Annotated in this window: 20 protein-coding genes; 13 read left to right on the top strand and 7 right to left on the bottom strand. The window is 58.8% G+C overall.

All coding sequences use genetic code 11. The annotated features are described in order from the left end of the window. Positions 1–95: 95 nt before the first annotated feature. Genes H9C73_RS10335 through H9C73_RS10320 form a run of 4 tightly spaced genes read left to right on the top strand, consistent with a single transcriptional unit; the run spans position 96 to position 3,118 of the window. Positions 96–614 carry a ZrgA family zinc uptake protein gene (locus H9C73_RS10335; protein WP_209287753.1) on the top strand — a complete coding sequence of 173 codons (519 nt, stop codon included), beginning with the start codon at positions 96–98 and terminating at the stop codon, positions 612–614. Then, entirely contained in the window at positions 611–1,300 is a 690-nt protein-coding gene (locus H9C73_RS10330; protein ID WP_209287752.1) for an ABC transporter ATP-binding protein, read from the top strand. Before H9C73_RS10335 ends, H9C73_RS10330 begins: the two co-directional genes overlap by 4 nt. After that, positions 1,294–2,550: an ABC transporter permease gene (locus H9C73_RS10325; RefSeq protein ID WP_209287751.1), complete on the top strand. Its 1,257-nt coding sequence runs from the start codon at positions 1,294–1,296 to the stop codon at positions 2,548–2,550. Before H9C73_RS10330 ends, H9C73_RS10325 begins: the two co-directional genes overlap by 7 nt. Before the next feature lie 10 nt (positions 2,551–2,560). Continuing rightward, positions 2,561–3,118 carry a DUF3299 domain-containing protein gene (locus H9C73_RS10320; protein WP_209287750.1) on the top strand — a complete coding sequence of 186 codons (558 nt, stop codon included), beginning with the start codon at positions 2,561–2,563 and terminating at the stop codon, positions 3,116–3,118. 2 nt (positions 3,119–3,120) lie between these two features. Here the strand turns inward: H9C73_RS10320 and H9C73_RS10315 are convergent, their stop codons facing one another. The 3 genes from H9C73_RS10315 to H9C73_RS10305 form a co-directional block, all read right to left on the bottom strand. Beyond that, positions 3,121–5,994: a bifunctional diguanylate cyclase/phosphodiesterase gene (locus tag H9C73_RS10315; RefSeq protein WP_209287749.1), complete on the bottom strand. Its 2,874-nt coding sequence runs from the start codon at positions 5,992–5,994 to the stop codon at positions 3,121–3,123. 116 nt (positions 5,995–6,110) lie between these two features. Next, positions 6,111–9,518 (bottom strand): bifunctional diguanylate cyclase/phosphodiesterase, encoded by a 3,408-nt coding sequence (locus H9C73_RS10310; RefSeq protein WP_209287748.1) that lies wholly within the window; start codon positions 9,516–9,518, stop codon positions 6,111–6,113. A gap of 61 nt (positions 9,519–9,579) precedes the next feature. Beyond that, complete coding sequence (locus H9C73_RS10305; RefSeq protein WP_209287747.1) at positions 9,580–10,278, bottom strand: SDR family oxidoreductase; 699 nt, start codon at positions 10,276–10,278, stop codon at positions 9,580–9,582. A gap of 112 nt (positions 10,279–10,390) precedes the next feature. On the opposite strand from H9C73_RS10305, the gene H9C73_RS10300 reads away from it, so the two are divergent. Beyond that, positions 10,391–11,476 (top strand): tRNA-queuosine alpha-mannosyltransferase domain-containing protein, encoded by a 1,086-nt coding sequence (locus H9C73_RS10300; protein ID WP_209287746.1) that lies wholly within the window; start codon positions 10,391–10,393, stop codon positions 11,474–11,476. 8 nt (positions 11,477–11,484) lie between these two features. On the opposite strand, the gene H9C73_RS10295 is transcribed toward H9C73_RS10300, so the two are convergent. Beyond that, entirely contained in the window at positions 11,485–11,676 is a 192-nt protein-coding gene (locus H9C73_RS10295; RefSeq protein WP_209287745.1) for a zf-HC2 domain-containing protein, read from the bottom strand. Further along, on the bottom strand, positions 11,663–12,241 hold the full coding sequence (locus H9C73_RS10290) for a sigma-70 family RNA polymerase sigma factor (protein WP_209287744.1): 579 nt from the start codon (positions 12,239–12,241) through the stop codon (positions 11,663–11,665). Before H9C73_RS10290 ends, H9C73_RS10295 begins: the two co-directional genes overlap by 14 nt. Positions 12,242–12,487: 246 nt before the next feature. On the opposite strand from H9C73_RS10290, the gene H9C73_RS10285 reads away from it, so the two are divergent. Next, positions 12,488–14,257 (top strand): DEAD/DEAH box helicase, encoded by a 1,770-nt coding sequence (locus tag H9C73_RS10285; RefSeq protein WP_209287743.1) that lies wholly within the window; start codon positions 12,488–12,490, stop codon positions 14,255–14,257. Positions 14,258–14,268: 11 nt separating this feature from the next. Here the strand turns inward: H9C73_RS10285 and H9C73_RS10280 are convergent, their stop codons facing one another. Beyond that, entirely contained in the window at positions 14,269–15,474 is a 1,206-nt protein-coding gene (locus H9C73_RS10280; RefSeq protein WP_209287742.1) for an NnrS family protein, read from the bottom strand. 166 nt (positions 15,475–15,640) lie between these two features. On the opposite strand from H9C73_RS10280, the gene H9C73_RS10275 reads away from it, so the two are divergent. Then, positions 15,641–18,268, top strand: coding sequence for an EAL domain-containing protein (locus H9C73_RS10275; protein ID WP_209287741.1), 2,628 nt, complete (start codon positions 15,641–15,643; stop codon positions 18,266–18,268). Here the strand turns inward: H9C73_RS10275 and dauA are convergent. Continuing rightward, entirely contained in the window at positions 18,207–19,940 is a 1,734-nt protein-coding gene (dauA, locus tag H9C73_RS10270; protein WP_209287740.1) for a C4-dicarboxylic acid transporter DauA, read from the bottom strand. The two genes, H9C73_RS10275 and dauA, sit on opposite strands and share 62 nt — an antisense overlap. A gap of 104 nt (positions 19,941–20,044) precedes the next feature. On the opposite strand from dauA, the gene H9C73_RS10265 reads away from it, so the two are divergent. The 6 genes from H9C73_RS10265 to kdsA all read left to right on the top strand — a co-directional run bounded on the left by H9C73_RS10265 (position 20,045) and on the right by kdsA (position 23,472). Further along, positions 20,045–20,227, top strand: coding sequence for a CopG family transcriptional regulator (locus H9C73_RS10265; RefSeq protein WP_209287739.1), 183 nt, complete (start codon positions 20,045–20,047; stop codon positions 20,225–20,227). Between the two features lie 94 nt (positions 20,228–20,321). Then, positions 20,322–20,531, top strand: coding sequence for a DUF2788 domain-containing protein (locus H9C73_RS10260; RefSeq protein WP_209287738.1), 210 nt, complete (start codon positions 20,322–20,324; stop codon positions 20,529–20,531). A gap of 67 nt (positions 20,532–20,598) precedes the next feature. Beyond that, a complete protein-coding gene (locus H9C73_RS10255) occupies positions 20,599–21,171 on the top strand; it encodes a LemA family protein (RefSeq protein ID WP_209287737.1) in 573 nt (190 codons plus the stop codon). Between the two features lie 3 nt (positions 21,172–21,174). After that, positions 21,175–22,107, top strand: a complete 933-nt coding sequence (locus tag H9C73_RS10250; protein WP_209287736.1) for a GIDE domain-containing protein — start codon at positions 21,175–21,177, stop codon at positions 22,105–22,107. 71 nt (positions 22,108–22,178) lie between these two features. Then, positions 22,179–22,589: a hypothetical protein gene (locus H9C73_RS10245; protein WP_209287735.1), complete on the top strand. Its 411-nt coding sequence runs from the start codon at positions 22,179–22,181 to the stop codon at positions 22,587–22,589. A gap of 34 nt (positions 22,590–22,623) precedes the next feature. After that, positions 22,624–23,472, top strand: a complete 849-nt coding sequence (gene kdsA, locus H9C73_RS10240) for a 3-deoxy-8-phosphooctulonate synthase (RefSeq protein WP_209287734.1) — start codon at positions 22,624–22,626, stop codon at positions 23,470–23,472. Positions 23,473–23,501 lie beyond the last annotated feature (29 nt).

The following is a 23,501-nucleotide window of genomic DNA, read 5'->3' as shown; positions in this document are numbered from 1 at the left end:
TAACGTATTCGCTTGCTGCCTGTCCGCGAGCAGGGGTTCCATTACTCATGTTATAAGGTAACATAAAACAACTTCTGACCTATGAGACTGCTTGTATGAAAATACTGTTTACGACGCTGGCAGCCACCCTGATCTCCCAGGCAGTCCTGGCCGGCCCGCATGAACATGGAAAGGCCCACCTGGATATCGTGGTTGACCCGCCGGCAATGGCCATCAGTTTCCGTGCGCCGCTTGCAAGCCTGATCGGTTTTGAACACCGCCCTGCGACAGCAGCCGAAGCGGCCCGGGTCCAACAGCTGCAGAAATCCCTGAACCAGCCCGAACGGTTAATCGAGCTGCCCTCTGCTGCAGACTGTTCCTTGAGCAGTGTCACCACCCACGCCCCGTTTTCCGCTGTCCCGGTCAAGGATGAAAACGGCTCAACAACCTCGCACGCAGACATGGAAGTTGAATATCAGTATGTCTGCGCCAACACGGCCGCCCTGACCCGGCTGTCATTGCCCCTGTTTCGGGAACACCCCGGCATTGATCACCTGGAGCTGCAGTTTCTGGCACCGGACCGCCAGCACCGCCTGACACTTGAAGCCGATGGGGCGGACGTTACCCTGCCATGACTCACCCCCTGTCATTGCAATCCCTCGCGTTTGCCTGGCCACAACAGCCGAACCTGATCAACATTCCCTCGCTGGAGCTGGCAGCGGGGGAACACCTGTTTATCCAGGGGCCTTCCGGCAGCGGCAAAAGCACACTGTTAAACCTGATCGCCGGGTTTCAATCCGGGTACCGTGGGCACATTGCACTGTCTGATCACGACCTGAGCACCCTCTCCCGTGCGCAACTGGACCGCCTGCGCGCGGACAGGCTGGGCGTTCTGTTTCAGCAGTTCAACCTTCTGCCCTATCTGAACCTGATTGAAAACGTCACGCTTCCCTGCCGGTTTTCACGCGCACGCATGCGATCGGCGTGCGAACGTTCAGGCTCTGTCGATGCCGAAGCCTGCCGCCTGCTGGCGCACCTGAATCTGGATCCGGAGCAACTCTCGAAGCGACCGGTTTCATCACTTTCCATCGGCCAGCAACAGCGAGTCGCGGCAGCTCGCGCCCTGATCGGGTCGCCAGCTCTGGTGCTGGCAGACGAGCCAACGTCTGCCCTGGACCCGGAGCATCGCGACCAGTTCATTCACCTGATGCTGCAGGAAAGTGCCATCACCGGCTCCAGCCTGGTGCTGGTCAGCCATGACCCCTCACTTGCGTCGTCCTTCAGTCGCACACTGACGCTGGGAGCACAGCCTTCATGCTGATCACTCTGGCGTGCAAAAGCCTTCTGAACCGCCGTTACAGCGCCCTGCTGACATTGATGGCGATCGCTCTGAGTACGGCGCTCCTGCTGGGGGTGCAGCAGATACGTGAGCAGGGCAAGGCTGCTTTCTTCAACAGTGTTTCCGGTACCGATCTGATCGTGGGCGCACCCTCCGGCCCTGTACAGCTTCTGCTCTATTCCGTATTTCACATGGGCCAGGCCACCCAGAATCTGCCCTGGTCGCGCTACCAGAGCATTGCCGAGGACCCCAGAGTCGACTGGACCATCCCGCTTTCACTGGGAGACTCGCACCGGGGATACACCGTGGTGGGCACCACCAACGACCTCTTCGTCCATTTCATGTACGGGCAGCAACAGTCACTGGCGTTCTCACGTGGCGGGCCTTTCAAGGACAGATTTGATGTGGTGGTCGGACATGAAGTGGCCAAACGGCTGAAGTACCGGCTTGGAGACCACCTGGTCATCGCACATGGCGGCGGCAACACCAGCTTCAAGCAACACGATAATCTGCCGTTCACGCTGAGCGGAGTTCTGGCCGCCACTGGCACCCCTCTGGATCGCGCCGTACTGATCCCGCTGGAGGGACTGGAAGCCATTCATCTGGGCTGGCGCGCCGGCATTCCCATCCCGGGGCTCGAGGTCAGTGCGGAACAGGCACGCCAGCTGAATCTGACACCCCGTGAAGTCACCTCGGTACTGGTCGGACTCAAATCCAAACTGCAGACCTTCAGAATACAACGCGAGTTGAACACTCGAGCTGACAGCCCCCTTATGGCAGTATTGCCGGGCATGGCACTGCAGCAGCTTTGGCAGGTTATCGGCGTGATTGAACAGTCACTGCTGCTGGTGAGCTCAGCTGCGCTGTTGATCGGCATGATCGGACTGCTGGCACTGCTGCTGGTCGGGCTGGAGCAGCGCAGACATGAAATCGCCGTGCTGCGCTGTATGGGGTGCCCACCGATCAAAATCGCTGCCCTGTTGCTGTTGGAGTCAGTGCTGCTGACCGCATCCGGCGTGCTGCTGGGTATTGCCGCTCTGCAGGGGCTGATCCTGGCCCTGCAGGGCCCTTTGCTGGATGAGTTCGGCCTGGCTCTGACACTCTCCCCGCTGTCATCGACCCAGTGGCTGCAAGCGGCTCTGATACTCGGGATGGGAGCGCTGGCCGGACTCGTGCCGGCCCTGAAGGCCTGGCGCCAGGCGCGGGCTCAAGACCTTATTCGCCACAATTGAGGATGGCCTGATGCGATTCATACTTTGCTTGCTGCTGGCGATGGCCCTGCCCGCCAATGCCGACACGCCCATCATCAACGGTGAGCCGGCCCCGGAAATTGAATGGGACGTGCTGATGCCGCCCGATTATGTGTTGTCGCTGGAAGCGATGTACAACAATCCGGCACTGGATACGCTGGATGATTACAGCGACAAGGCGCAGCAACTCTATGACGAGATGATGCAAACGCTGGCATCGGCTCCGGTGGTCGACTCCATGAACGGTAAAATGGTCAGCGTACCGGGCTTTGTGGTGCCACTGGAGGGCGTCGGGGACGTGATTGATCGTTTCTTTCTGGTGCCCTACTTCGGCGCCTGCATCCATGTGCCGCCACCTCCGTCCAACCAGATCATCGATGTGCACTATCAACCGGGCACCCGCGTTGACAGCCTCTATGATGCGGTTCTCATCAGCGGACGACTGACAACGGAAGTCTACAGCCACGAACTGGGCACGGCAGGGTACCGCCTGGAGGCCTATCGCATTCAGCCTTACGAAATGCCGGAGCCTCCGGAGCCCGAAGATTAAGGCTAACCGAGTGCTCCCTTGACCTCCTGAGTGATCACCTCCGGCGGGACCGGGCGACCAAACAGGTAGCCTTGCGCACTTTCACAGGCATGCTCGCGCAGAAACTCGCACTGGGCGGCGGTTTCCACCCCTTCGGCGAGCACTTCCACCCCCAGGCTGCGTCCGAGCGCGATGGCACTGATGATCACGGCCTCATCCTTGGGGTTGCGGCCGATGTCGCGAGTGAAGCTCTTGTCGATCTTGATTCGGTTCAACGGCAGGTACTTGATGCGATCAAGTGACGAAAAGCCTGTGCCAAAGTCGTCCAGTGCCAGGTTGTAGCCCGACAGGCGCAAACGCTGTAACTGCTGAATCACAAAATCCGGGTCCTGCATGATCATCGACTCGGTGACTTCCAGCTCGAACAGGTTTCTTGCGAGACCATACTGGTCGACCATCAGGTTCAGGCGTTGAATAAAGTCAGCCTGAAGGAGCTGCTGCGGCGAGATATTGATCGCCATCATCGGCACGTCGACACCTGTACGGATCCAGTTGGCGACGCGGCTGAACACCTTATCCAGAATCTGCCAGCCCAAAGGCACGATCAACTGTGTCTCTTCCGCAACCGGAATAAACTTGTCCGGCCCGATCAGCCCTTTTTCCGGGTGATGCCAGCGCACCAGCGCCTCAAAGCCACACAGCTTCTGATTATCCAGCCGGTACTGAGGCTGATAATGCAGTACGAACTGATCTGACTGAAGCGCCTGACGCAGGTCCTGTTCAATCGACAGGTTATGGCGGGCATCGACCGTGAGTTCTTCGCTGTAGAGCTGATAACGATCCTTGCCCAGCGACTTCGCTCGGTACATGGCGGTGTCGGCATGCTGGATCAGGCTGTCCATGCTGGTTCCATGACGCGGGTAGAGGCTGATGCCGATACTGGCCGTCAACTGCAGGCGATGCTCGTCAACAGCAAAGGTGGACGCTGCGGTCGCAAGCACCTGTTTGGCCTCGGCAACGGCCTGCTCGGGGCCACCCGGAACCAGCAGAATAAATTCATCCCCGCCCATGCGGAAAACCTTCGTCGTCTCGGCCGTGTGCTCCTGCAACGCCGAAGACAGCACCTGCAGCAGCTTGTCACCCACCTGGTGCCCAAGCGAGTCGTTAATGAGCTTGAAGCGGTCAAGATCCACAAACAGCAGGCCAAACGGGTCCTCAGCTTCGATACGATACTCAAGCGCTTCGTGCAGGCCCTTGCGGTTATGCAGGCGGGTGAGGTCATCGTGTCGCGCCTGCCAGGCAAGGTCACGCGTCTGGCGTCGAACCCGTGCCTCAAGCAACTGCTCACGGCTGTGCATGGACAAAATCAGCAGTGCCCCCAGACAACCGATGCCGACCAGCAGTACCTGAAGGTATTGTGCCTGGCTCACCGGATGTGCGGACAGATAGTCGGCGCCGGCAATGGCTTCGACCTCCCAGCGCCGCTGAGACAGATTAATGCCAAAAGTTGCTCGCAGATCCGAATCTGCCACCTCGGCCACCCCGGCATGGGTGCGATAGAAAGGCGCCTCACCGGCTTCTGCCACCACCAGTTGTACATTGCGCACGCCCGAGCGCTGCAGAGCCGAGTCCAGCATGCGGGAGACCGTAAAGACCCCCACGATAAATCCGCGCAGCTCACGCTGCTGTTCCAGCAGGTTGTTGCTGCCCATCATGCGGTAGACCGGCTGTAACATCAGCAGCCCCGGCTCATCCGGTGCCTGTGTCAGATTCAGCACCTCCGTCACCACCGCCTGACCTTGCGACTGTGCCTGCAGTACCCAGCGTCTGCGGTCCTCACGCGAGTTGAGGTTGAAACCCAGGGCTGTTCGGTTGGCCGCCATCGGCTCTACGAACTGCACCGGTATCAGGTGGGTGTAGGTATCCGGTGACTCACCATAAACTGCATATTCTGGCATGCCCAGTAGCTGGGCCGTGTGATCTTCGAATGCACGGCGCTCATCGCGCCTGACCAGAGGGTCCCAGGAATAGGCTCTCAGGCCCGGGTTATTTTGCAGCGCAGGCCTGACCAGCTCGGCAAAGAATTGCGGGGTCACCTCACTGGTTTTTGCCAGCGACTGGCCCAACCGAAGCAGCTCGGTCAGGTTGTTCTGCACCTGTGATTGAATACGCGCCTCAATCAATTGAGCATCCTGCCGGAAACTGTCTTTCAGCAAACCACCCAAGTGAGACAGGTAATACTGGTTGATCAGCAGGATGGCGGCCAGAATCCCGCCAAGACGCAGCGGCAGCAACCAGAAACGCTCCTTGTGCAGGTGCGATCCAGGCATTCGTAACTTCGCCAGTGCAAGGAACAGCGGCGTCCCCAGAATCACCCCGAAACTGTCTCCCAGCCACCAGCTCAGCCAGTCAAACAACAGCCCGGTACTGCCGCCGGACTGGTTGATATAGGTCACCGAGAGGGTGCCGATGGAAGCGTTGATCATACAGGTGATCAGGCCACCGCCCAGCAGAAAGCGGAGCATCCAGCGGTCTTCTCTGGGTTGCAGCGGATGAGCACCCGCCCGCTGCAGCCAGATCGCCGCCACGGCTGTTTGCAGCATGGCGCCCGATGCGATGAGGCATGCCGTAATCAGGTGTTCCGGTGCCGGAGGAGCGCTCAGGGAAGGGATCAGGATGTTGGCGCTGAGGCTACCCAGCCCAACGCCGGGCAAACAGGCTGGACCAAACTTCAAAACGGCCGCCAGCCCGAGGCCGGCCGGAAGCCAAAGGGGCACGATCTGCTCATGCAGCCCGGTGTTCAACAGCAGCAGCCCCAGCAGCATGTAGGCTAGGGCCAGCAGAAGGTTGATCAGGGTCAGACGCGCTAATGTGCCTGTTGGCTTGGAATGAGTCACGTAGTTTCTAAACGCCAGTTTGATTCGGCCAAGAAACTCGATGCTACACAAAACGACCCGAATAGACTACAAAAGCGTTTCAGCTTGACGACTAATGTATAAGCGCTTGTTGCAGATCAATGGGGCAGGTTCGCCAACAATGCCTGAACCTCCTCAATGGGCAAAGGCCGGCTCCGCAGGTAGCCCTGGAACTGATGACAGCCAAGCTGGGATAGAGCGTCCAGCTGCTCACTGTTTTCGACCCCCTCTGCCAGCACCGTCAAGTTCAGCTTCTGACCCAACACGATAATCGTCTCGACGACCGCGCGCGCTTCGGGACTGAATAGCAGATCATCCGTAAACGACTTGTCGATCTTGAGCAGATCCAACGGGAAGCGAGTGAGGTAGGCCAGAGACGAATAGCCGGTACCGAAGTCGTCGATCGCCAGACGAACGCCCAGCTGGCGCAGGCTGTCCAGCATCACCTCCGGCTCGATGGAGGATGACATCAGCACCCCTTCCGTCAGCTCGATCTCCAGCCGAGCCGGTGGAATGCCGGTTTCCTGTAACGCATCACGCACGATGCTGACCAGGTCATGATAGTGCAGCTGCTGCGGGGACACATTCACGGCAACACGCGGCACATCCAGGCCGCTCTCCAGCCACTCTGCCATCTGCTGGCAGGCATGCCGCACGACCCAGCAGCCGATGGCGCCGATGAGACTGCTTTGCTCGGCAACGGGAATAAAGACCCCCGGCGCGATCAGGCCACGCTCAGCGTCATGCCAGCGAATGAGTGCTTCAAGCCCTGTCAGCTCACCGGTACGTACATCCCATTGTGGCTGATAGAAAAGACAGAGCTCATCGTGCTCAATCGCGTATCTCAGCCGCTGCTCCAGATCCAGGCGGTAGCGGGCACTGGCCGTCAAATCATCACTGAAGAAGCTCAGGCTGCCCCGCTGCTCTTTCGCCTTGAACAGGGCGGCGTCGGCCTGCTGCAGGATGGACTCCGGTGCCGATACACCGCCATCGATCATGCTGATACCACAACTGGCACTGGTACGAACCTCAACCCCGTCCCCCAGCACAAAGACCGGCGTCAATTGACGCATCAACTCATCCGCCACCCGCGCCGCTCGCTCACTGCTGCCTACATCTTCCAGCAGAATGGCAAATTCGTCACCGCCCAGCCGGTAAAGGCTGTCTTCTTCGCGCACACGCGTCTTGAACCGGCTCACCACCTCAACCAGCAGGTTGTCACCCTCTATGTGACCCAGACTGTCGTTGATGGTTTTGAAGTTATCCAGATCAGCCATGACAAGCGCCGAGAGGCGGTCATGACGACGATTGTATTCGATACATTCTTCCAGACGGCGGAACAGCTGTTGGCGGTTGGGCAGCTCCGTCAGCGGGTCATAATTACTCAGGAATTCAATGCGCGACTCACTGTTCTTAAGGCGCGTCAGGTCTGTGTAAACCCCCACGTAGTGGGTGGTTTCATTATAATGATTGCGAACTCGGCTGATGCTCAACAGTGCCGGGAAGGCCTCCCCGTCACGGCGTCGGCTGAGAATCTCGCCCTGCCAGTAGCCGTCCTGCTCAAGAGATTCACCCAGCTTGCGGTAAAAGGTGCTGGAATGGCGCCCCGAACGCAGAACGGCAGGCGTTTTTCCGATCAGATCCTCTTCCTGCCAGCCGAACATATCAGTAAAGGCCGGGTTTATCTGCAGCACCTGATGCTCAGCATCGGTCACCAGCACACCCTCGCGGGTGCTCTGGACCACAGCAGCGGCCTGCTGCAGACGGCTTTCCTGCTGCTGTCTCTCGGTCACATCGACCAGCACACCTTCAATGCCGGCCACTTCACCATTTTCATCCCGGATCACATGGGTCCGGTCATCCACCCAGATCAATCGGCCATCAGGCAGGCAGATACGGTACAGCTGACTGTATTCGTTCACGCCGGATGTCAGATACTGTTCAACCTCCTGCGCGATGCGACCCTGGTCTTCCGGATGAATAATCTCTTCAAAGGTGCCGCAGGTGCTCAGGAACCTTTCGGGCGAGAGCCCCCAGCGGCGAATGTTGTCTGACACAAAGGTAACCGGCCAGCCGGGGTCGTTACTCCAGCGAATCAGTACAAAGGGGCTGGAGTTGATCACCTGGTTCGCCGCTTCCAGCGCCCTGTCGCGCTGAATGGAGTCAAGCGCAAAACCGATATCCGATGCCATCTCTTCCAGCGTTTCAACCAGCCGGTCCGTAAAGAACCCCACCTCATTGGAATAGAGCGTGAGGTTGGCATAGATCTGTCCACCTTTTCTGATCGGCAGCGCAACCGCAGAACAGCAGTCAAAGCGCTGAATGAAGTCGCGCCAGGGTTTGTACTCAGGCGCATTCATGCTGTCGATATCAACAACCGTACGCTCTTCAAGCAGCGCTTTCTCACTCAACCCCTGGCCCGGGTGTTGCTCATACAGGGCAAAGAGTGACTTGAACCCTTCGTCCGTAATGCCGTTACCGGCATGTGCCACCACGCTGCGGAGGTGGCGTTGATCATCACACCGCCCCACCCAGGCAAAGGTGAGTTCATCCAGCGTAATGGCTATTTCACAGGCAGACTGAAGCACCTCGTCTTCGGATTGGCTGTGCAGGATCAACTGGTTAACCTGCGACAGCATGTTGTAGAGGCTGGACTCCCGCTGCAGCAGCATCTGCTGCTCCTGCTCCCGCGTCTGGTTCTGCACCATGCAGATGATGAATTCCGGCTTGCCCGACGGGTCGTAGATCAACTGAACAAAAATTCGAACCGGAATCCGTTCTCCCGTGGCGCTGACAAAATGCTTGTCGAAGACATAGTCCCTGATTTCGCCCTTCATCAAGCGCTCAAACGCTTGCGTCTCGCCTGCCAGATCATCCGCCGGGGTCACATCCTGCCAGCGGCGCTTGCACAGGTCGGCTGCCGAGTACCCCAGCATGGAAGCCAGTTGCTCATTCACCCTGAGCCACTGGCCGGTGTAAGGGTCAGACAGCGCCATGCCAAAAAAGGGCAGGTTGAAGAAGTGCCCCAGCATGTCTTCTCGCAGTGCGGCTTCCTGCCTCAGCTCCTGACCCAATCGGGCGTGTAACTGGTGGCGATAATAGAACACCAGGAAAGCAGCGATGGTGAGCGGCACCAACCCCGCCAGCAGCAGATCCATGCCATCGCCAAGGTGTTCTCCACCGTAGAAAACGTGATTGAAAAAGTCTGCAATGAAGGGGGCGGAGAGCGCCAGCAACAACATGCCGGCGAGCAGAGGTTTCTCATGCGCAACGGGCTTGAGGCCCCGTAAAGCCTTAACGCGCTGAATGCGTCGCAGTGCAATGTAGAAAAACAGACCGGTAACGACAACGAACAGACTGCCCTTGATACTGCTGATCAGCGCAAAGGCTGCCGTATCCTGACCAAGCAGGGCCACAAGCAGCGCATCGGAGCCGTAAATCCAAAGCAGGCCCAGCACCAGGTAAAGGCCGACATAGACCAGAATATTAGGGCGCTTTTGGCGCATTCCGTACTCCTTCACCTGACTCTCAAGAAGCGATCATCCTGATACCTCCTGACGGGGGGCACTACCACTCAATCAAATTTCCCATATAATCCAGAAATGTTCCACTCTGATTTGGTTCCATATTCTCCAGCACGGTGCGCATGCCGCGCACGCTTTCTTCTGCCGTGATCAGTGCATTCGGACCACCCATATCGGTCTGAACCCAGCCCGGATGCAATGCCAACACCTTTACCCCCGCGCCTTCAAGGTCAATGGAAAGGCTTTTGACAGCCTGATTCAGGGCCGTTTTGGAACTGCGGTAATAGTACCCTCCACCAGAGCTGTTATCGGTAATACTGCCCACCTTGCTGCTCAGGAAGGCGATCGTTTTCCCCTGGCTGGCCGCTACTCTGGGGTATAGTGCCTGCGCCAGCATGATCGGGCTGAGCGTGTTGGTTTCCAGCACCTGCCGCCAAAGCTCGCGCTCAAGCGATCCGAACGCCACCCCCTTGGGCCCGTAATAACCGGCGTTATTAATCAGCAGATCAAGGGTCGTATCGCCCAGCACCCGGTCCAGCGCCTTGATCTGACCATCCTTGTTCACATCCAGCGTGTGCAGGTCGATCTGGTCAGGGAAACGGGCTTCAAGCGCCAGCAAATCTTCAGCATGGGTCAGGTCTCGGCAGCAGGCATGCACCTTCCAGCCGTCACGGGCATACTGGTAAGCAAATTCCAGACCCAGCCCACGCCCGGCTCCGGTAATCAGAACAGTTTCAGACATCTGCAGTCCTCCTGCGACAACACCTTCTTAGTCAAGCAGCCGATACTGTTTCTGACAAGTTCACAAGGCTTCTGGCACAATGCGCGCACAGGATCACTTCGGACAATCGCTGATGCGTATTTTACTTCTCTCTGCCTACGATGCAGTCAGCCATCGATACTGGCATCAGGGGCTGGTCAAAGCCCTCCCGGAGCATGAGTGGCAGGTACTGACTCTGCCCCCGAGACACTTTGCCTGGCGGGTTCGCGGCAACAGTCTGAGCTGGGCCTACAACGAGCGCGATCGACTGGAACAGCCCTTTGACCTGATCCTGGCCACTTCCATGGTTGACCTTACGGGCCTGCGCGGCCTGGTGCCCTCGCTGGCCAGAGTGCCGACTCTGGTCTACTTTCACGAAAACCAGTTTGCCTACCCGGAGAGCGCTCACGCATTCAAAAGCGTGGAGCCGAAAATTCTGAATCTCTACAACGCGCTGGCTGCCGACCGCGTGCTGTTCAACACGAACTTCAATCGCCAGACGCTGCTGGAGGGCGCCGCCAGCCTGCTGCGCAAGCTGCCGGATCAGGTGCCGTCAGGGCTGGTGGAACGTATCGAGGCACATTCAGCCATACTGCCTGTACCCATGCCGGATGCGGTGTTTCAGCCGGCAACCCCGACTTCAGGGCCGCTGCAACTGGTTTGGAACCACCGCTGGGAATATGACAAGGGTCCGGATCTCCTGCTGCACGGTATTGAGCACCTGATTGACGCGGGCACGGAATTTACGCTGCATGTGGTTGGGCAGCAGTTTCGGCATTCACCCGCGGTATTTGAACAGATCCACCAGCGGCTCGCGCAGCACGGCCATCTGGGAAGCTGGGGGCATGTCGACAGCATCGACGAGTATCGTCGCCTGTTGCAGCAGGCCGATGCGGTCATTTCTACCGCTCTGCATGATTTTCAGGGTATCGCCGTGCTGGAAGCGGTCGCCAGCGGCTGTACCCCGGTAGTGCCGGACCGACTGGCCTACCGGGAGCTTTTTGCCGAATCCTTCAGGTACAAGGGTGAAAACGAAGCCCGGGCGCTGGCACAACAGATACAGCAACTGGCGCAGATAAAGGCCTCAGGCGCCGCCCTTCCCTGCCCGGACGTCCGCCATTTAAGCTGGTCCAGTCAAGCCCGCCACTACAGGGCCGAACTGGAAAAGACTCTGAGGTGACCTGCCCGCTACCCCTTCGAGTCCTCCTCGCTGCGTGAGCGGTCATGGGCCAATCGGTGCAGGGTCTGGAACTGCACATTGCACTTGCGGCAATGACGACACATCATCAAGTGCATCTTCAGCCCGAGCCGTTCTGAGGTTGTCAGCTCACGATCCAGTTGGAGCGACATCAATTCGGTTGCGCGTTTACAGGACTTCATGGTTTTCCTCCCGACCAAACCAGCCGTTCTCAAGGCAGGCACGTAACTTGAGCCGGGCACGGTGCAGGATCACCCAGCAGTTCTGCTCACTGATGCCCAACGACGCACAGATCTCCGCCGTTTCCAGCCCCATCAACTCTCGCATGGAGAAGACCCGAGCCGTACTTTCCGGCAAGTGCAGGACACAGAAATCAAACACCTGCCAGAAGCCATCCTTCATGCAGGCCTGCTCGGGCTCATGCCAGGTGCGTGGTCGTGCTGCCGGCAGCCAATGCGCTCGCTGATTGAACAGCCCGTCAATATCCGGCATGTCATCAGGGTCAAAGCCGGTTGCCTGCTCTCGTGATCGCTGTCGAATGGCATCAATCAGCTTGTGCTTGAGAATGCCAAACACCCAGGTATCAAAGCGGGCACCACCGGCAAAGCTCCCGACTCCTTCCCAGGCAGCCGCCAGTGACTCCTGCACCATATCTTCTGCCAGGCCGGTGTCATTCAGCTGCAACTGGGCAAAGGCCAGCAACCTTGGCCTCAGGTCAGTCAGTTGTTGCTGAAGATCCAGCGGCATCGCGTGCTTATCCGTGTTCAATGATCAAGTTCCAAACCAGTTCCATACCCCCTTGCCATCAGCCTGAGTACCAGGCTGAACGGGCCGCGCCTGTTCAGTCTATCAAGCCCTGTGCTCCCGCGCCCGATTTGCAGCCCATGCAATCACATGAGGGTCAGTCGAGCGAGGCGAGCATTCCTTACACACGTTGCTCATCAAAGCCCGGTCCACGTATCATGCTGCCTCAAACGGCACCAGCAGATTTCAATGACACACCCCAACGCTTTCACGCTGCGCGGCTACCAGCAGGACGCCGTCGATGCGACGCTGAGACATTTTCGAGCGACGGATGACCCCGCCGTCATCGTATTGCCCACCGGTGCCGGCAAAAGCCTGGTGATTGCCGAATTGGCTCGTCTGGCAAAACGGCGCATTCTGGTCATTACACACGTGCGCGAGCTGGTTGAGCAAAACCATGCAAAGTATGCCGCTCTGGGGCTCGAAGCCGGCATTTTCTCGGCGGGGCTTGGCCGGAAGGAATTTTCGCATCAGGTGACCTTTGCCAGCATTCAGTCGGTGGCGCGTAACCTTGAGCACTTCAAGGATGCTTTCTCGCTGCTGATCATTGACGAGTGCCACCGCGTCAGCGAAGACGAAAACAGCCAGTATCAGGCCGTCATCAGCCACCTGCGCTCGGCCAATTCGGGGCTCAAGGTACTGGGGCTGACCGCCACCCCCTACCGTCTGGGCTATGGCTGGATCTATCGGAAGCATTATCGTGGTTTTGTCCGCAGTGAGAGCCCGCGCGTATTTGAAAAGTGCATTTTTGAGCTGCCTTTGAGCTACATGATCCGGCATGGCTACCTGACACCTCCCGAAGTGGTGGATGCGGCCATCGCGCATTATGACTTCTCTGCACTCACCCCTTCCCGTGCCGGACACTACCCGGAGCAGGACCTGAACAGCCTGCTGTCCCGTTACCCTCGCGTGACTCAGGCTATCTGTGAGCAGATCGAAACGCTGGCCGAGCAGCGTCAGGGCGTGATGGTGTTTGCCGCGACCGTCGCCCACGCACGGGAAGTGGGCAGCTACCTGCCCGAGCATCAAACCGCAGTGATCACGGGGGATACACCGGGAGAAGAGCGTGAGCGCCTGATTCAGCAATTCAAGGCACGTGAGCTGAAGTACCTGGTCAATGTCTCCGTGTTAACCACCGGCTTCGACGCACCTCATGTTGATCTGATCGCCATACTCAGGCCCACCGCTTCGGTCAGCCTGTACCAGCAAATTGTCGGCAGAGGCCTGCGACTGAGTGACAACAAGGAAAATTGCCTGGTGATCGACTACGCCGGCAACGGTTTCAATCTGCACCACCCCGAAGTAGGCACACCCCGCCCGAGCACGGACTCGGAGCCGGTGCAGGTGTTCTGTCCCGGCTGCGGTTTTGCCAACATTTTCTGGGGTAAGACCGATGAGCAGGGACAGGTCGTGGAGCACTATGGCCGTCGTTGTCAGGGACTGCTTGAAATGGACGGCGCCCCTGCCCGGCAGTGCGACTACCGCTTCCGGTTCAAGGAATGCCCCCACTGCGGCGCCGAAAACGATATCGCGGCACGGCATTGTCACCAGTGCCAGAGTGCGATTATCGACCCCGATGACCTGCTCAAGCGTGCCCTGCAGCTCAAGGACGCCAAGGTGATTCGCTGCGCCGGTATCAGCCTGACCCACAAGGACGAATGTCTCATCCTGACCTATCACGATGAGCAGGGTGAAGAGCTGCAGGAGCGCTTCCACCTGGATCGACCGGCTCAGCTGAAGCTGTTCAACACCCTCTTCGGGCGTCGCTGTGGTGACGGACAGTCCCCCCGTCGCTTTCGCAACCTGAACGAGGTACTGGCAGCCGAAGCGCTCCTGCCCGCACCTGACTTCGTTATCGCCCGCCAGGCGGGCAAAAAGGGCCGACAGGGCGGCTACTGGCAAGTGCGTGAGCGCCTGTTCGACTACGAAGGCCGCTTCCGCAAGGCCAACGCGCTCTAGCGGGCCATCTATCAGCGTTGAGCCTTGAGCCGCTCGCTGAAGCTGATCGAAGGCCCCAGCAATATGGGCAGATAACGCCAGGCGAACAAGCCAAAGGCCAGTATCCAGATCAGGCCGGACAGGTCGATAAGAGCATCTGCAGCGGCCGGCCAGAGCGAGGCTGTTACGCGCAGCATGGCTGCCAGGTGCAGACAGACAAACGCCAGCAGCAATCGTTTCCCCGCTTCGAGTGCGCGACCGGTATGCCCCAGCGCTGCGCGCGATGCAACCGCCATGATCATGCCCCCCATCGCACCAACCGTCAGGGCATGAATTCCCGCCCCCGATGACCAGAGCCCCAGCATGCTGCCGGACAACAACAGCAGGCCCACGCCCAGCCAGGCATAACCGAGATGCAGTGCCCACAACAATGGCTCACGCCAGGTTTGCCAACCATGCCAGCGTGCCAGCCGCACAAGCTGCAATGCCCCGGCCAGCATCAACAACATTGCCCCCAAGCGACTCTGAGGCCAGAACGCCCAGACCATGCCCGCGACCGGCGTCAGCAGGGAAACGGCCACATCGACCCTACCCTGGGTTGCCGGCAGACGCACCTGCCCCTCAGCCTGGCGGTTGAGCCAGTTACGTGTGAAGGCCGGTGTAATCCGCCCGCCGATCAGCGTCAGCAGTACCCAGATCAGCACCATACACAGGTGCATGACAGTGAGTCCGGGCAGCCACTCCAGGTGGAAACTGACACTGAGCAGTGCAAACATCCCCAGAATCACAACCACTTTCAGGTTGCGCCGGTTACCCGCCAGGATCAGCTCTCGACCAAACACGCAGGCCAGCAGCAACCAGTAACTGGTCGCCCCTGCCGCGTTGAACAGCGGCGACCACTGCCCTCCCCAGAGGGCGACGGCGCGGGCCAGCAGCCAGCAGCCCCCCAGCAACACCAGGGGCATGCCGGAAACGGGCTTGCGACCGGTCCAGTTCGCGACAGCCGCCAGAAGAAAGCCCCCAATCGCGGCGCCGACAAAGCCGAACAGCATTTCATGCCCGTGCCAAAGCAGCGGTGACAGCATGGAAGCCGGTGCTTTTACCCAGCCATTCAGGAATGCCAGCCAGCCCGCCAATGCCAGCAACGCCTGAAGTACCACCAGCGTGAACAGCGGCCTGAAGCCATTACTCAGAACCCACCCTGTGCGGGTTGAAGGCAGTTTTTCAAGATTGATCACCTGACACACCTAATAATGTATTTTCAATGCATTAAAAATAAAGGAGCATCCGAGCATGATCAATGTCTATGGATGCAAAAAAAAAGCTGGCCGAGGGCAACAAAATCTAGTAATCGGTCGTCTAATCGCTACACTTGGCGCACACACAAGTTGAACGTAGTACCCAATGAAACGCCTTTCGTCTCGCGCACTTAAACTGATGCTGGCCCTTACCGGTATCAACCTGTTGTTGCTACTGGTGGCCTTCACCAACCTGCTGGGTAGCGGCGAGGGCAGTTCTGCGTCAAGCATCGAGACCCGCGCGGTCGGCATCACCCTCGTACTGGTCCTGCTGCTGTTTGTCCTGCTGATGGGCGACCTGCTGCGCCGCTTTATCCTGCTGCGACAGCAATCCGAATCGGCCCGTGAACGCATGCGAGATGCGGTCGAAAGCCTGACCGAAGCCTTTGCCCTCTTTGCGCCGGGCGGGCGCATGATTCTGTGCAACAGCCGCTGGCGGGAAGTCTATCCCTGGATGGACGGCATGGAGCTGGAGAACTGGGACCGGTTCCAGCAGCAACTGCTGCCGCATATTCTGAAGCGCGAACCCGTCGATACCGGCAACCCCGGAACCGACAGCTTTGTCGAGCACCTCGACAGCGGCCACTCGATTCTGGCCAGTAACTCACGCACCCGCGAAGGCGGGCTTGCCTGTGTCCGGACCGACATCACGCACACGCAAAAGATCGAGCAGCAGCTGCGCAGTCTGGGCCGCGCCATGGAGCAGAGTCCGGCATCGGTCATGATCACCGATACCCGGGGCAAAATTGAATACGTTAACCCCAAGTTCTGTCAGGTATCCGGTTACAGCCGTGAAGAAGCGATTGGCCGTGAGGCCGGCATGCTCAGCTCTGGCGAGATGCCCAACGAGGTTTACCGGGAGCTCTGGGACACGCTTGAGCGGGGTGAGGAGTGGCATGGCCAGTTGTTGAACCGCCGCAAGGATGGCTCCCTGTTCTGGGAGTCGGCCTCTATTTCCTCGGTCCGTGACGACTTTGGTCAATGCCACAGTTATATCGCGGTCAAAGAGGACATCACCCGCCAGAAAGAAACCGAAGAACAGCTCAAGATGATCGAGGCGGTGTTCAACACCAGTAATGAAGCGATCATGGTGGCGGACTCGGACGGATTGATCAAAACCATCAACCCGGCCTTTTCCCGCATCACGGGCTACAGCATCGAAGAGGTCAAGGGCAAGAACCCCAGCATTCTCAGCTCCGGTCGTCATGAGGTGGAATTCTACGATGACATGTGGCAACAGATCCTGCGTCAGGGGTCCTGGAGCGGGGAGATCTGGAACCGCCGCAAGAATGGCACCATTTATCCGGAGTGGCTCTCGGTATCGGTGGTGTATGACAACGATGGAGAGATCTGCGAATACGTTGCCGTCTTCTCCGATATCACCAAGCGCAAGAACGACGAAGCCCAGATTGTTCGTCAGGCCTACTACGATGAACTAACCGAGCTGCCCAACCGGACGCTCATGGCCGACCGCCTTGATCTGGCAATACGCACCGCAGACCGTGACGAGCAGAAGATTGCGCTGCTGTTCATGGATCTGGACCGCTTCAAATACGTGAATGACTCCTTGGGCCACGAGTACGGGGACGACCTTCTGAAGCAGGTGGCCGGACGGTTGAACGAATGTGTCCGCGATACCGACATGGTGGCACGCTTTGGTGGCGACGAGTTTGTCATCCTGCTGCATAATATCCGCTCGGAAGCCGATGCCTCGCACGTGGCGCAGAAGCTGATTGATCAGATCAGCACGCCATTCAAGCTCTCGGGCCGAGAAATCATCATCGGCACCAGCATCGGCATTGCCATGCACCCCGGGGATGCGGATACGGCAGAAGTGCTGATCCGCAATGCGGACCTGGCCATGTACAAGGCCAAGCAGTCGGGCCGCAACCAGGCGCACTTCTTTACGGCAGCCATGCAGGAGCAGGCCAACCAGCGCATGACGCTGGAGCAGGATCTGCGCCAGGCACTGGCACGCGACCAGCTTGAGGTCTATTACCAGCCGATCATGTCCGGGCGTACACGCTCGATCAAGGGTGTCGAGGCTCTGCTGCGCTGGCATCACCCGGAGCGTGGCCCTATCCCGCCTGACCACTTCATTCCTCTGGCTGAAGAAACCGGCCTGATCGGTGAAATCGGCCGCTGGGTGCTCGATACCGCGTGCGCGCAGGTGGCTCATTGGCGCAGTCAAGGCTGGCCCCTCTACCTGTCGGTCAACATCTCTGAACGCCAGCGTGAGCTGGGCCTCAACGACAAGTGTGTGGCCACTGCTCTCGAGCAAAATGACCTGCCCGCTCATGTATTGATGCTGGAAATCACGGAAGGACTGCTGCTGCAGGACAGTGAAGATACGCTGAACTGGCTGCAGGGCTTCAAAGCCCTTGGCGTCAGCCTCGCCATTGACGACTTTGGCACCGGCTATTCATCACTGAGTTACCTCAAGCGCTTCCCGGTCGACACGCTCAAGATCGACCGCGAGTTCATTAACGACCTGGACTCGGATCGCTACGCGCACTCACTGGTGAAAGCGATCATCTCCATGGCCGCCAGCCTTGACCTGCGCCTGGTTGCGGAGGGGGTCGAAACCGAGCAACAGTGCAAAACCCTGCTGGACCAGCAGTGTGTGCTGATGCAGGGGTTCCTGTTCTGTCGCCCGCTGCCAGCCGCCGATCTTACGGACTGGCTGGCGTCTCAGCCGTCAGGGCCTGCAGCGCTGCCGCCAGCGTCGGACTGAACGCCAGTACACCCGGGCGCGGTGCCATACCCGCCCGGGTCAGTGCCCTGAGGGGCTGGAACTGCAAGTCCGCCACATGCAGCTCAATGCCCCTTTCCTGACAAAACGCCAGAAACTGCTCCAGCGCACCCAGCCCGCCTGCATCCAGCAGCGGCACACCATCCATATACAGCACCACGCCACGGCTGTCCGCACAGGCATCCTGCAGCTCATCCATGACCCGCTCGGCGGCGGCAAAGAACAGCGGACCGCTCAGCTTGTACACCTTCCAGCCTGCCGGCAGTGGTTCAGGTACATGCTTGCGCTGCTCACTGATATCGGTAAAGCGTGTCATGCCGGCCAGGTCACGCATGAACAGAAGCGACGCCAGCAGAATACCGGCAAAGATGGCGATGACCATGTCAAACAGCACCGTCAGCAGCAGACAGGTCATCAGCACCAGCACATCACTGCGAGGAGCCCGTCGCAGCAACTGCACCACCTTGTGTGCCTCACTCATGTTCCAGGCCACCATCAACAGCAGAGCGGCCATGCTCGGCATGGGCAACCAGGCCAGCACCGGCGCCAGTGCCAACAGGCCCACCAGTACCACCACTGCGTGAAATGCACTGGCCAGAGGCGATTGCGCCCCGGCACGGTAGTTGGCAGCCGAGCGCGCCAGCGCCGCCGTGGCAGTAAAACCACCAAAGAAAGGCACGACCAGATTACCCACACTCTGCCCCAACAGCTCGCCATTGGGGGAATGCCGCTTGCCCGTCATGCCATCCAGTACCACCGCGCACAGCAGCGACTCGATCGCCCCGAGCATGGCAATTGAAAACGCGGCGGGCAGCAACTCGCGCACCAGCTCCCAGGACCAGTCGAGCGGCTCACCATCGGGGCCCGGTTGCAGCCAGGGCCACTGCCACTCCGGGAAAAACGGGGGAATCCCCTGCCCCGTTGTGCCATCAGGCAGGAGATAGGAAAAACGGCTGCCGATGGTATCGATCTCAACGCCCAGAGGGGCAAGCATCAGCATCAGCCCGACACCTGCGACAAGGGCCGGCAGGTGCCCCGGCACGGGTATTCTCAGGCGTGGCCACAGAATCAGCACAGCCAGCGTGGTTGCGGCCACACTGAGCGCCCCCCAGTCAAGCCCGGGCAGTGCCTGCAACAGCGCCCAGACACGAGGCAGCCAGGCATCGGGGAGTTCAAGCGTCAGGCCGGTGAAATCCGGTATCTGCAGCGTGGCAATCACAATCGCAATGCCGGCAGTAAAACCGAGCGTCACTGACTCAGGGATATATTCGATCAGCCGTCCAAGACGGGCAACGGCCAGTGCCATCAATATGACGGCTGACATCAGTGTCGCCACCAGCAGGCCTGCCAGACCGTAATCCTGCGCAACGGGATAGAGAATCACCACGAACGCCGCTGTCGGCCCCGACACGCTGAAGCGCGAGCCCCCAAAGAGCGCAATCAGGAAACCGGCCACGATCGCGGTATACAGACCAAACTCCGGTCGCACACCACTGGCAATCGCCAATGCCATGGAAAGCGGAATGGCAATCACGCCCACACTCAGTCCGGCCAGCAGGTCTGCATACAGCTTGCGCGCATCATATCCTTCCCGCCAAACCGCTTTCAGTGCACTGAAGGGTGTCAGGGAGTGGAGCCGGGCGTGACGTGACATGGCGTTTCCTCACTCAAAAGGCGATGCAGACACATTACATGTTGATCTGATACTACTCAATGTTAACATGATTAACATACAAGCCACCGATACCGGATATACAGATGGAAAAACGTACCGCACGCCTGACATTGTTGATCGATCCTCAGAAAAAGGCCGTGTTCGAACGGCTCTGTAACGAGCGGGATGTCACCCCTTCACAAATGGTCCGCAAATTCATTCGCGACTTCATCGAAGAAGAGATCGGGCCCGACTGGCAGGAAGAAGTCTTTGGCCCTGAAGATTGAAGGGGTTTTGACGCCCGCCAGCCGCAAACAAAACGGATTTATCGGCCGGGGTGAATAATGTATAATTTTTGCCCAATTTATTGGGAGGTGCGCAATGCGGCTTGAAGAGATCGAAACCCTGATGCTGAACGTCGGCCTGGTTGTATTTGCCGGCGCCATTTTTTTCATCATTTACGACCTGGCCAAAAAGTCCAATGCCGGACGCTTTGGTACCTTTGTTCTGTTCTTTGCGCTGGGGCTGGGGCTGGCAGCCTTTCTGATCAAGACCGTGATTGTTGAGCTGATGGAAGGCGGCGGCATCTAATCCCCGCCTTTCCCCCTCTCCCCTGCTGGTTTATAGTGAATTCAGGATCACTCTGGCAGGACCGCACATGGATATTTCGCTGATCATCACACTCGCCGTCATCGGCGTAGTCGTTGTCTATTTCATTTCCCTCTACAACCACCTGGTGCAGCTCAAGCACGGCGTTTCCAAGGCCTGGTCAAACATTGACGTACTCCTGAAACAGCGCCATGACGAACTGCCCAAGCTGGTTGAAACCTGCAAACAGCACATGGGCTATGAGCAGAACACCCTGACGGCCGTCATGGAAGCCCGCTCCGCGGTTGCCTCTGCCCGTGAACAGGGCGATGTGGGTGCCCTTGGCAAGGCGGAGACCCAGCTCAGAATGGGCCTTGGCAACCTGTTTGCCGTGGCGGAGGATTATCCGGAGCTGCGTGCCAGTGACAGTTTCATGCACCTGCACAGCCGTATTACCGGCCTCGAGTCCGGCATCGCCGACCGCCGCGAGTACTACAATGACTCCGTGAACCACCTGAACGTCCGCATTGAACAGTTCCCGGATGTCATCATCGCCCGCCGCTTTGGCTTCAAGCCGGCAGAGCTGCTGGAGTTTGATGAAGCTGACAAGGCAGACGTGAACCTTGGGCAACTCTTCGGTTAAGCCATGTTTCTGGATATCGGGCCTTTCTCACCCCAGGAACGACTGATCTTTCTCGGCGTGCTGGCCGTTGTCTGCCTGGGGGCGCTCTGGCTGGTCTTCAGCCGCCTGCAGCGCTTTCGCATTATTGCCGACACACCGACCGCCCGCATCCGCTCGGCCCCTCAAGGCTATGTAGAGCTTATCGGCCATGTGATTGCAGGCGAGGATGGCATGTTGAGAGCACCGCTGTCAGGCCGCCCCTGTGTCTGGTACCAGTACAGCGTCGACGAGCTGGATAACAGCGATAACAAGCAGCGCTGGCGCCGCGTCCAGAGCGGACGCTCGGAACAGTGGTTCCAGATCAATGACGGTACCGGCACCTGTCTGATCGACCCTGAAGGCGCCGAAGTCAGCACCCGGCACAAACACAGCTGGCAAGGCAACGGGCGCCTGCCCGGTGCCGTTTCAGACCTGGGTTCAGAAGGCATATCCGCCGTCATGACCTCTGTCATGGGAGGAGAGCGTTATCGCTACACGGAACGCCTCATTTTTGAGCATGAACCCATCTACGCCCTCGGCCAGTTCAATACCGTGGGTGGCGGGCGCGACCAGCTCAATCTGGCGCACACGGCCCGCGACCTGCTCCGGGAGTGGAAACAGAACCCTGACCTGCTGAAAGAGCGTTTCGACCGCGATGGTGACGGCACCATCAGCATGCAGGAGTGGGCCGAGGCTCAGCAGGCGGCCCAGCGGGAGGCCGAACAGCAACAGGCCTCGGTGCACGCGCTGCCCAGCATGAATGTGCTGACCAATCCGGATGCCGGGCGACGTCCGTACCTTTTATCGACACTGGATGAAGAACAGCTGATCAAGCGTTACCGATGGATCTCGGTCGCCTGTTTCAGCGGCAGTATTGTCGCTTTTTGGCTATTTATCGAAGTTTTACTGGCAAATTGATCAAAAAGCACTCAAGCTGCACTTGGATACGCCGACATGTGGATGTATCGACTGCTTTTGAGGTCAACACTATGAGATGTCCGGAGCATTACCTTCAGCATCCTGACCAGATAAAACTTGAGCTTCTTCCCATCGCCCCCACGCCTCAGTGGAGCGACCCCTCTCTCCCCCTTGGCCTGTCCATGTTGAGTTTTCGCCAGTATATTCCCGGCAAGTGGCTGCGTATTACGGCTCCTGAGGTAGACCCCTGTCTGGGCATCAGCGCGCTGGTGGTCGAGTGCCTGCCGGCACCGGATCATCAGGGCCAGTTCGAGCTCAAGCTTGCCTTTCCCGACCAGGAACAACTGTTCCGGGCGCGCATGCTGGAGCAGCTGTGCCAGATCTGCATCTGCCAACAGGACTCCCCGGAAGAAGACCCGGAAAAGCTGGCGCTGGAATGGATCGAGTCAGAAGCGGCACATTTCCCCTCGGATGGCTTATAATCCCGGTTTTGCGCGCCAATAACGAGAGGAAGCTATGCAGCAGAAGGTTGTTCAGGCCGGAGCCATTGAAATCAGCAACGACAAGCCAATGGTACTGTTTGGCGGCATGAACGTGCTTGAGTCACGTGACCTGGCGCTCCGCATCGCCGAGCACTACGTGAAGGTCACCGACAAGCTGGATATCCCCTATGTGTTCAAGGCCTCTTTTGACAAGGCCAACCGCTCTTCACTGAGTTCATTTCGCGGCCCCGGCCTTGAAGAAGGCCTGAAGATTCTTGAAGAGGTCAAAAAGACCTTCAATGTCCCCCTGATTACGGACGTACATGAGCCCTGTCAGGCGGCACCGGCGGCCGAAGTCTGCGACATTATCCAGTTGCCGGCTTTCCTGTCCCGCCAGACGGATCTGGTATCGGCCATGGCTGAAACCGGAGCCGTTATCAACATCAAGAAGGCTCAGTTCCTCGCGCCTCAGGAGATGCGCCACATCCTGCACAAGTGTGAAGACGCCGGTAACAGCCGACTGATTCTCTGCGAGCGTGGTACCAGCTTCGGCTACAACAACCTGGTGGTGGACATGCTGGGCTTCAGCGTGATGAAAGAGTTTGGCTACCCCGTCATGTTTGATGCGACCCACGCCCTGCAGATGCCGGGTGGTCGTTCCGACTCGGCCGATGGCCGCCGTGCACTGGTCGCCCAGCTGTCCCGGGCCGGTCTGTCTCAGGGCATTGCGGGCCTGTTCCTTGAAGCTCACCCGAACCCCAATGAAGCCAAGTGTGATGGCCCCTGCGCCCTGCCACTGGACAAGCTGGAGCCCTACCTGCAGCAAATGAAAGCAGTTGATGAGCTGGTTAAATCCTTCCCGCCACTGGACACCGGTGCCTGATAGGCATATATCTGGGGTCTGACACTCAG

Source organism: Marinobacterium alkalitolerans, assembly GCF_017776525.1.
Classification (GTDB): Bacteria; Pseudomonadota; Gammaproteobacteria; order Pseudomonadales; family Balneatricaceae; genus Marinobacterium; species Marinobacterium alkalitolerans.
This window is presented reverse-complemented; position numbering and strand designations above follow the sequence as displayed.

Excerpts from the sequence above, each read along its gene's own strand:
- H9C73_RS10335 (WP_209287753.1), top strand. The coding sequence starts at position 96 with ATGAAAATACTGTTTACGACGCTGGCAGCCACCCTGATCTCCCAGGCA.
- H9C73_RS10330 (WP_209287752.1), top strand. The coding sequence starts at position 611 with ATGACTCACCCCCTGTCATTGCAATCCCTCGCGTTTGCCTGGCCACAA.
- H9C73_RS10325 (WP_209287751.1), top strand. The coding sequence starts at position 1,294 with ATGCTGATCACTCTGGCGTGCAAAAGCCTTCTGAACCGCCGTTACAGC.
- H9C73_RS10320 (WP_209287750.1), top strand. The coding sequence starts at position 2,561 with ATGCGATTCATACTTTGCTTGCTGCTGGCGATGGCCCTGCCCGCCAAT.
- H9C73_RS10310 (WP_209287748.1), bottom strand. The coding sequence starts at position 9,518 with ATGCGCCAAAAGCGCCCTAATATTCTGGTCTATGTCGGCCTTTACCTG.
- H9C73_RS10305 (WP_209287747.1), bottom strand. The coding sequence starts at position 10,278 with ATGTCTGAAACTGTTCTGATTACCGGAGCCGGGCGTGGGCTGGGTCTG.
- H9C73_RS10300 (WP_209287746.1), top strand. The coding sequence starts at position 10,391 with ATGCGTATTTTACTTCTCTCTGCCTACGATGCAGTCAGCCATCGATAC.
- H9C73_RS10295 (WP_209287745.1), bottom strand. The coding sequence starts at position 11,676 with ATGAAGTCCTGTAAACGCGCAACCGAATTGATGTCGCTCCAACTGGAT.
- H9C73_RS10290 (WP_209287744.1), bottom strand. The coding sequence starts at position 12,241 with ATGCCGCTGGATCTTCAGCAACAACTGACTGACCTGAGGCCAAGGTTG.
- H9C73_RS10285 (WP_209287743.1), top strand. The coding sequence starts at position 12,488 with ATGACACACCCCAACGCTTTCACGCTGCGCGGCTACCAGCAGGACGCC.
- H9C73_RS10275 (WP_209287741.1), top strand. The coding sequence starts at position 15,641 with ATGAAACGCCTTTCGTCTCGCGCACTTAAACTGATGCTGGCCCTTACC.
- dauA (WP_209287740.1), bottom strand. The coding sequence starts at position 19,940 with ATGTCACGTCACGCCCGGCTCCACTCCCTGACACCCTTCAGTGCACTG.
- H9C73_RS10265 (WP_209287739.1), top strand. The coding sequence starts at position 20,045 with ATGGAAAAACGTACCGCACGCCTGACATTGTTGATCGATCCTCAGAAA.
- H9C73_RS10260 (WP_209287738.1), top strand. The coding sequence starts at position 20,322 with ATGCGGCTTGAAGAGATCGAAACCCTGATGCTGAACGTCGGCCTGGTT.
- H9C73_RS10255 (WP_209287737.1), top strand. The coding sequence starts at position 20,599 with ATGGATATTTCGCTGATCATCACACTCGCCGTCATCGGCGTAGTCGTT.
- H9C73_RS10250 (WP_209287736.1), top strand. The coding sequence starts at position 21,175 with ATGTTTCTGGATATCGGGCCTTTCTCACCCCAGGAACGACTGATCTTT.
- H9C73_RS10245 (WP_209287735.1), top strand. The coding sequence starts at position 22,179 with ATGAGATGTCCGGAGCATTACCTTCAGCATCCTGACCAGATAAAACTT.
- kdsA (WP_209287734.1), top strand. The coding sequence starts at position 22,624 with ATGCAGCAGAAGGTTGTTCAGGCCGGAGCCATTGAAATCAGCAACGAC.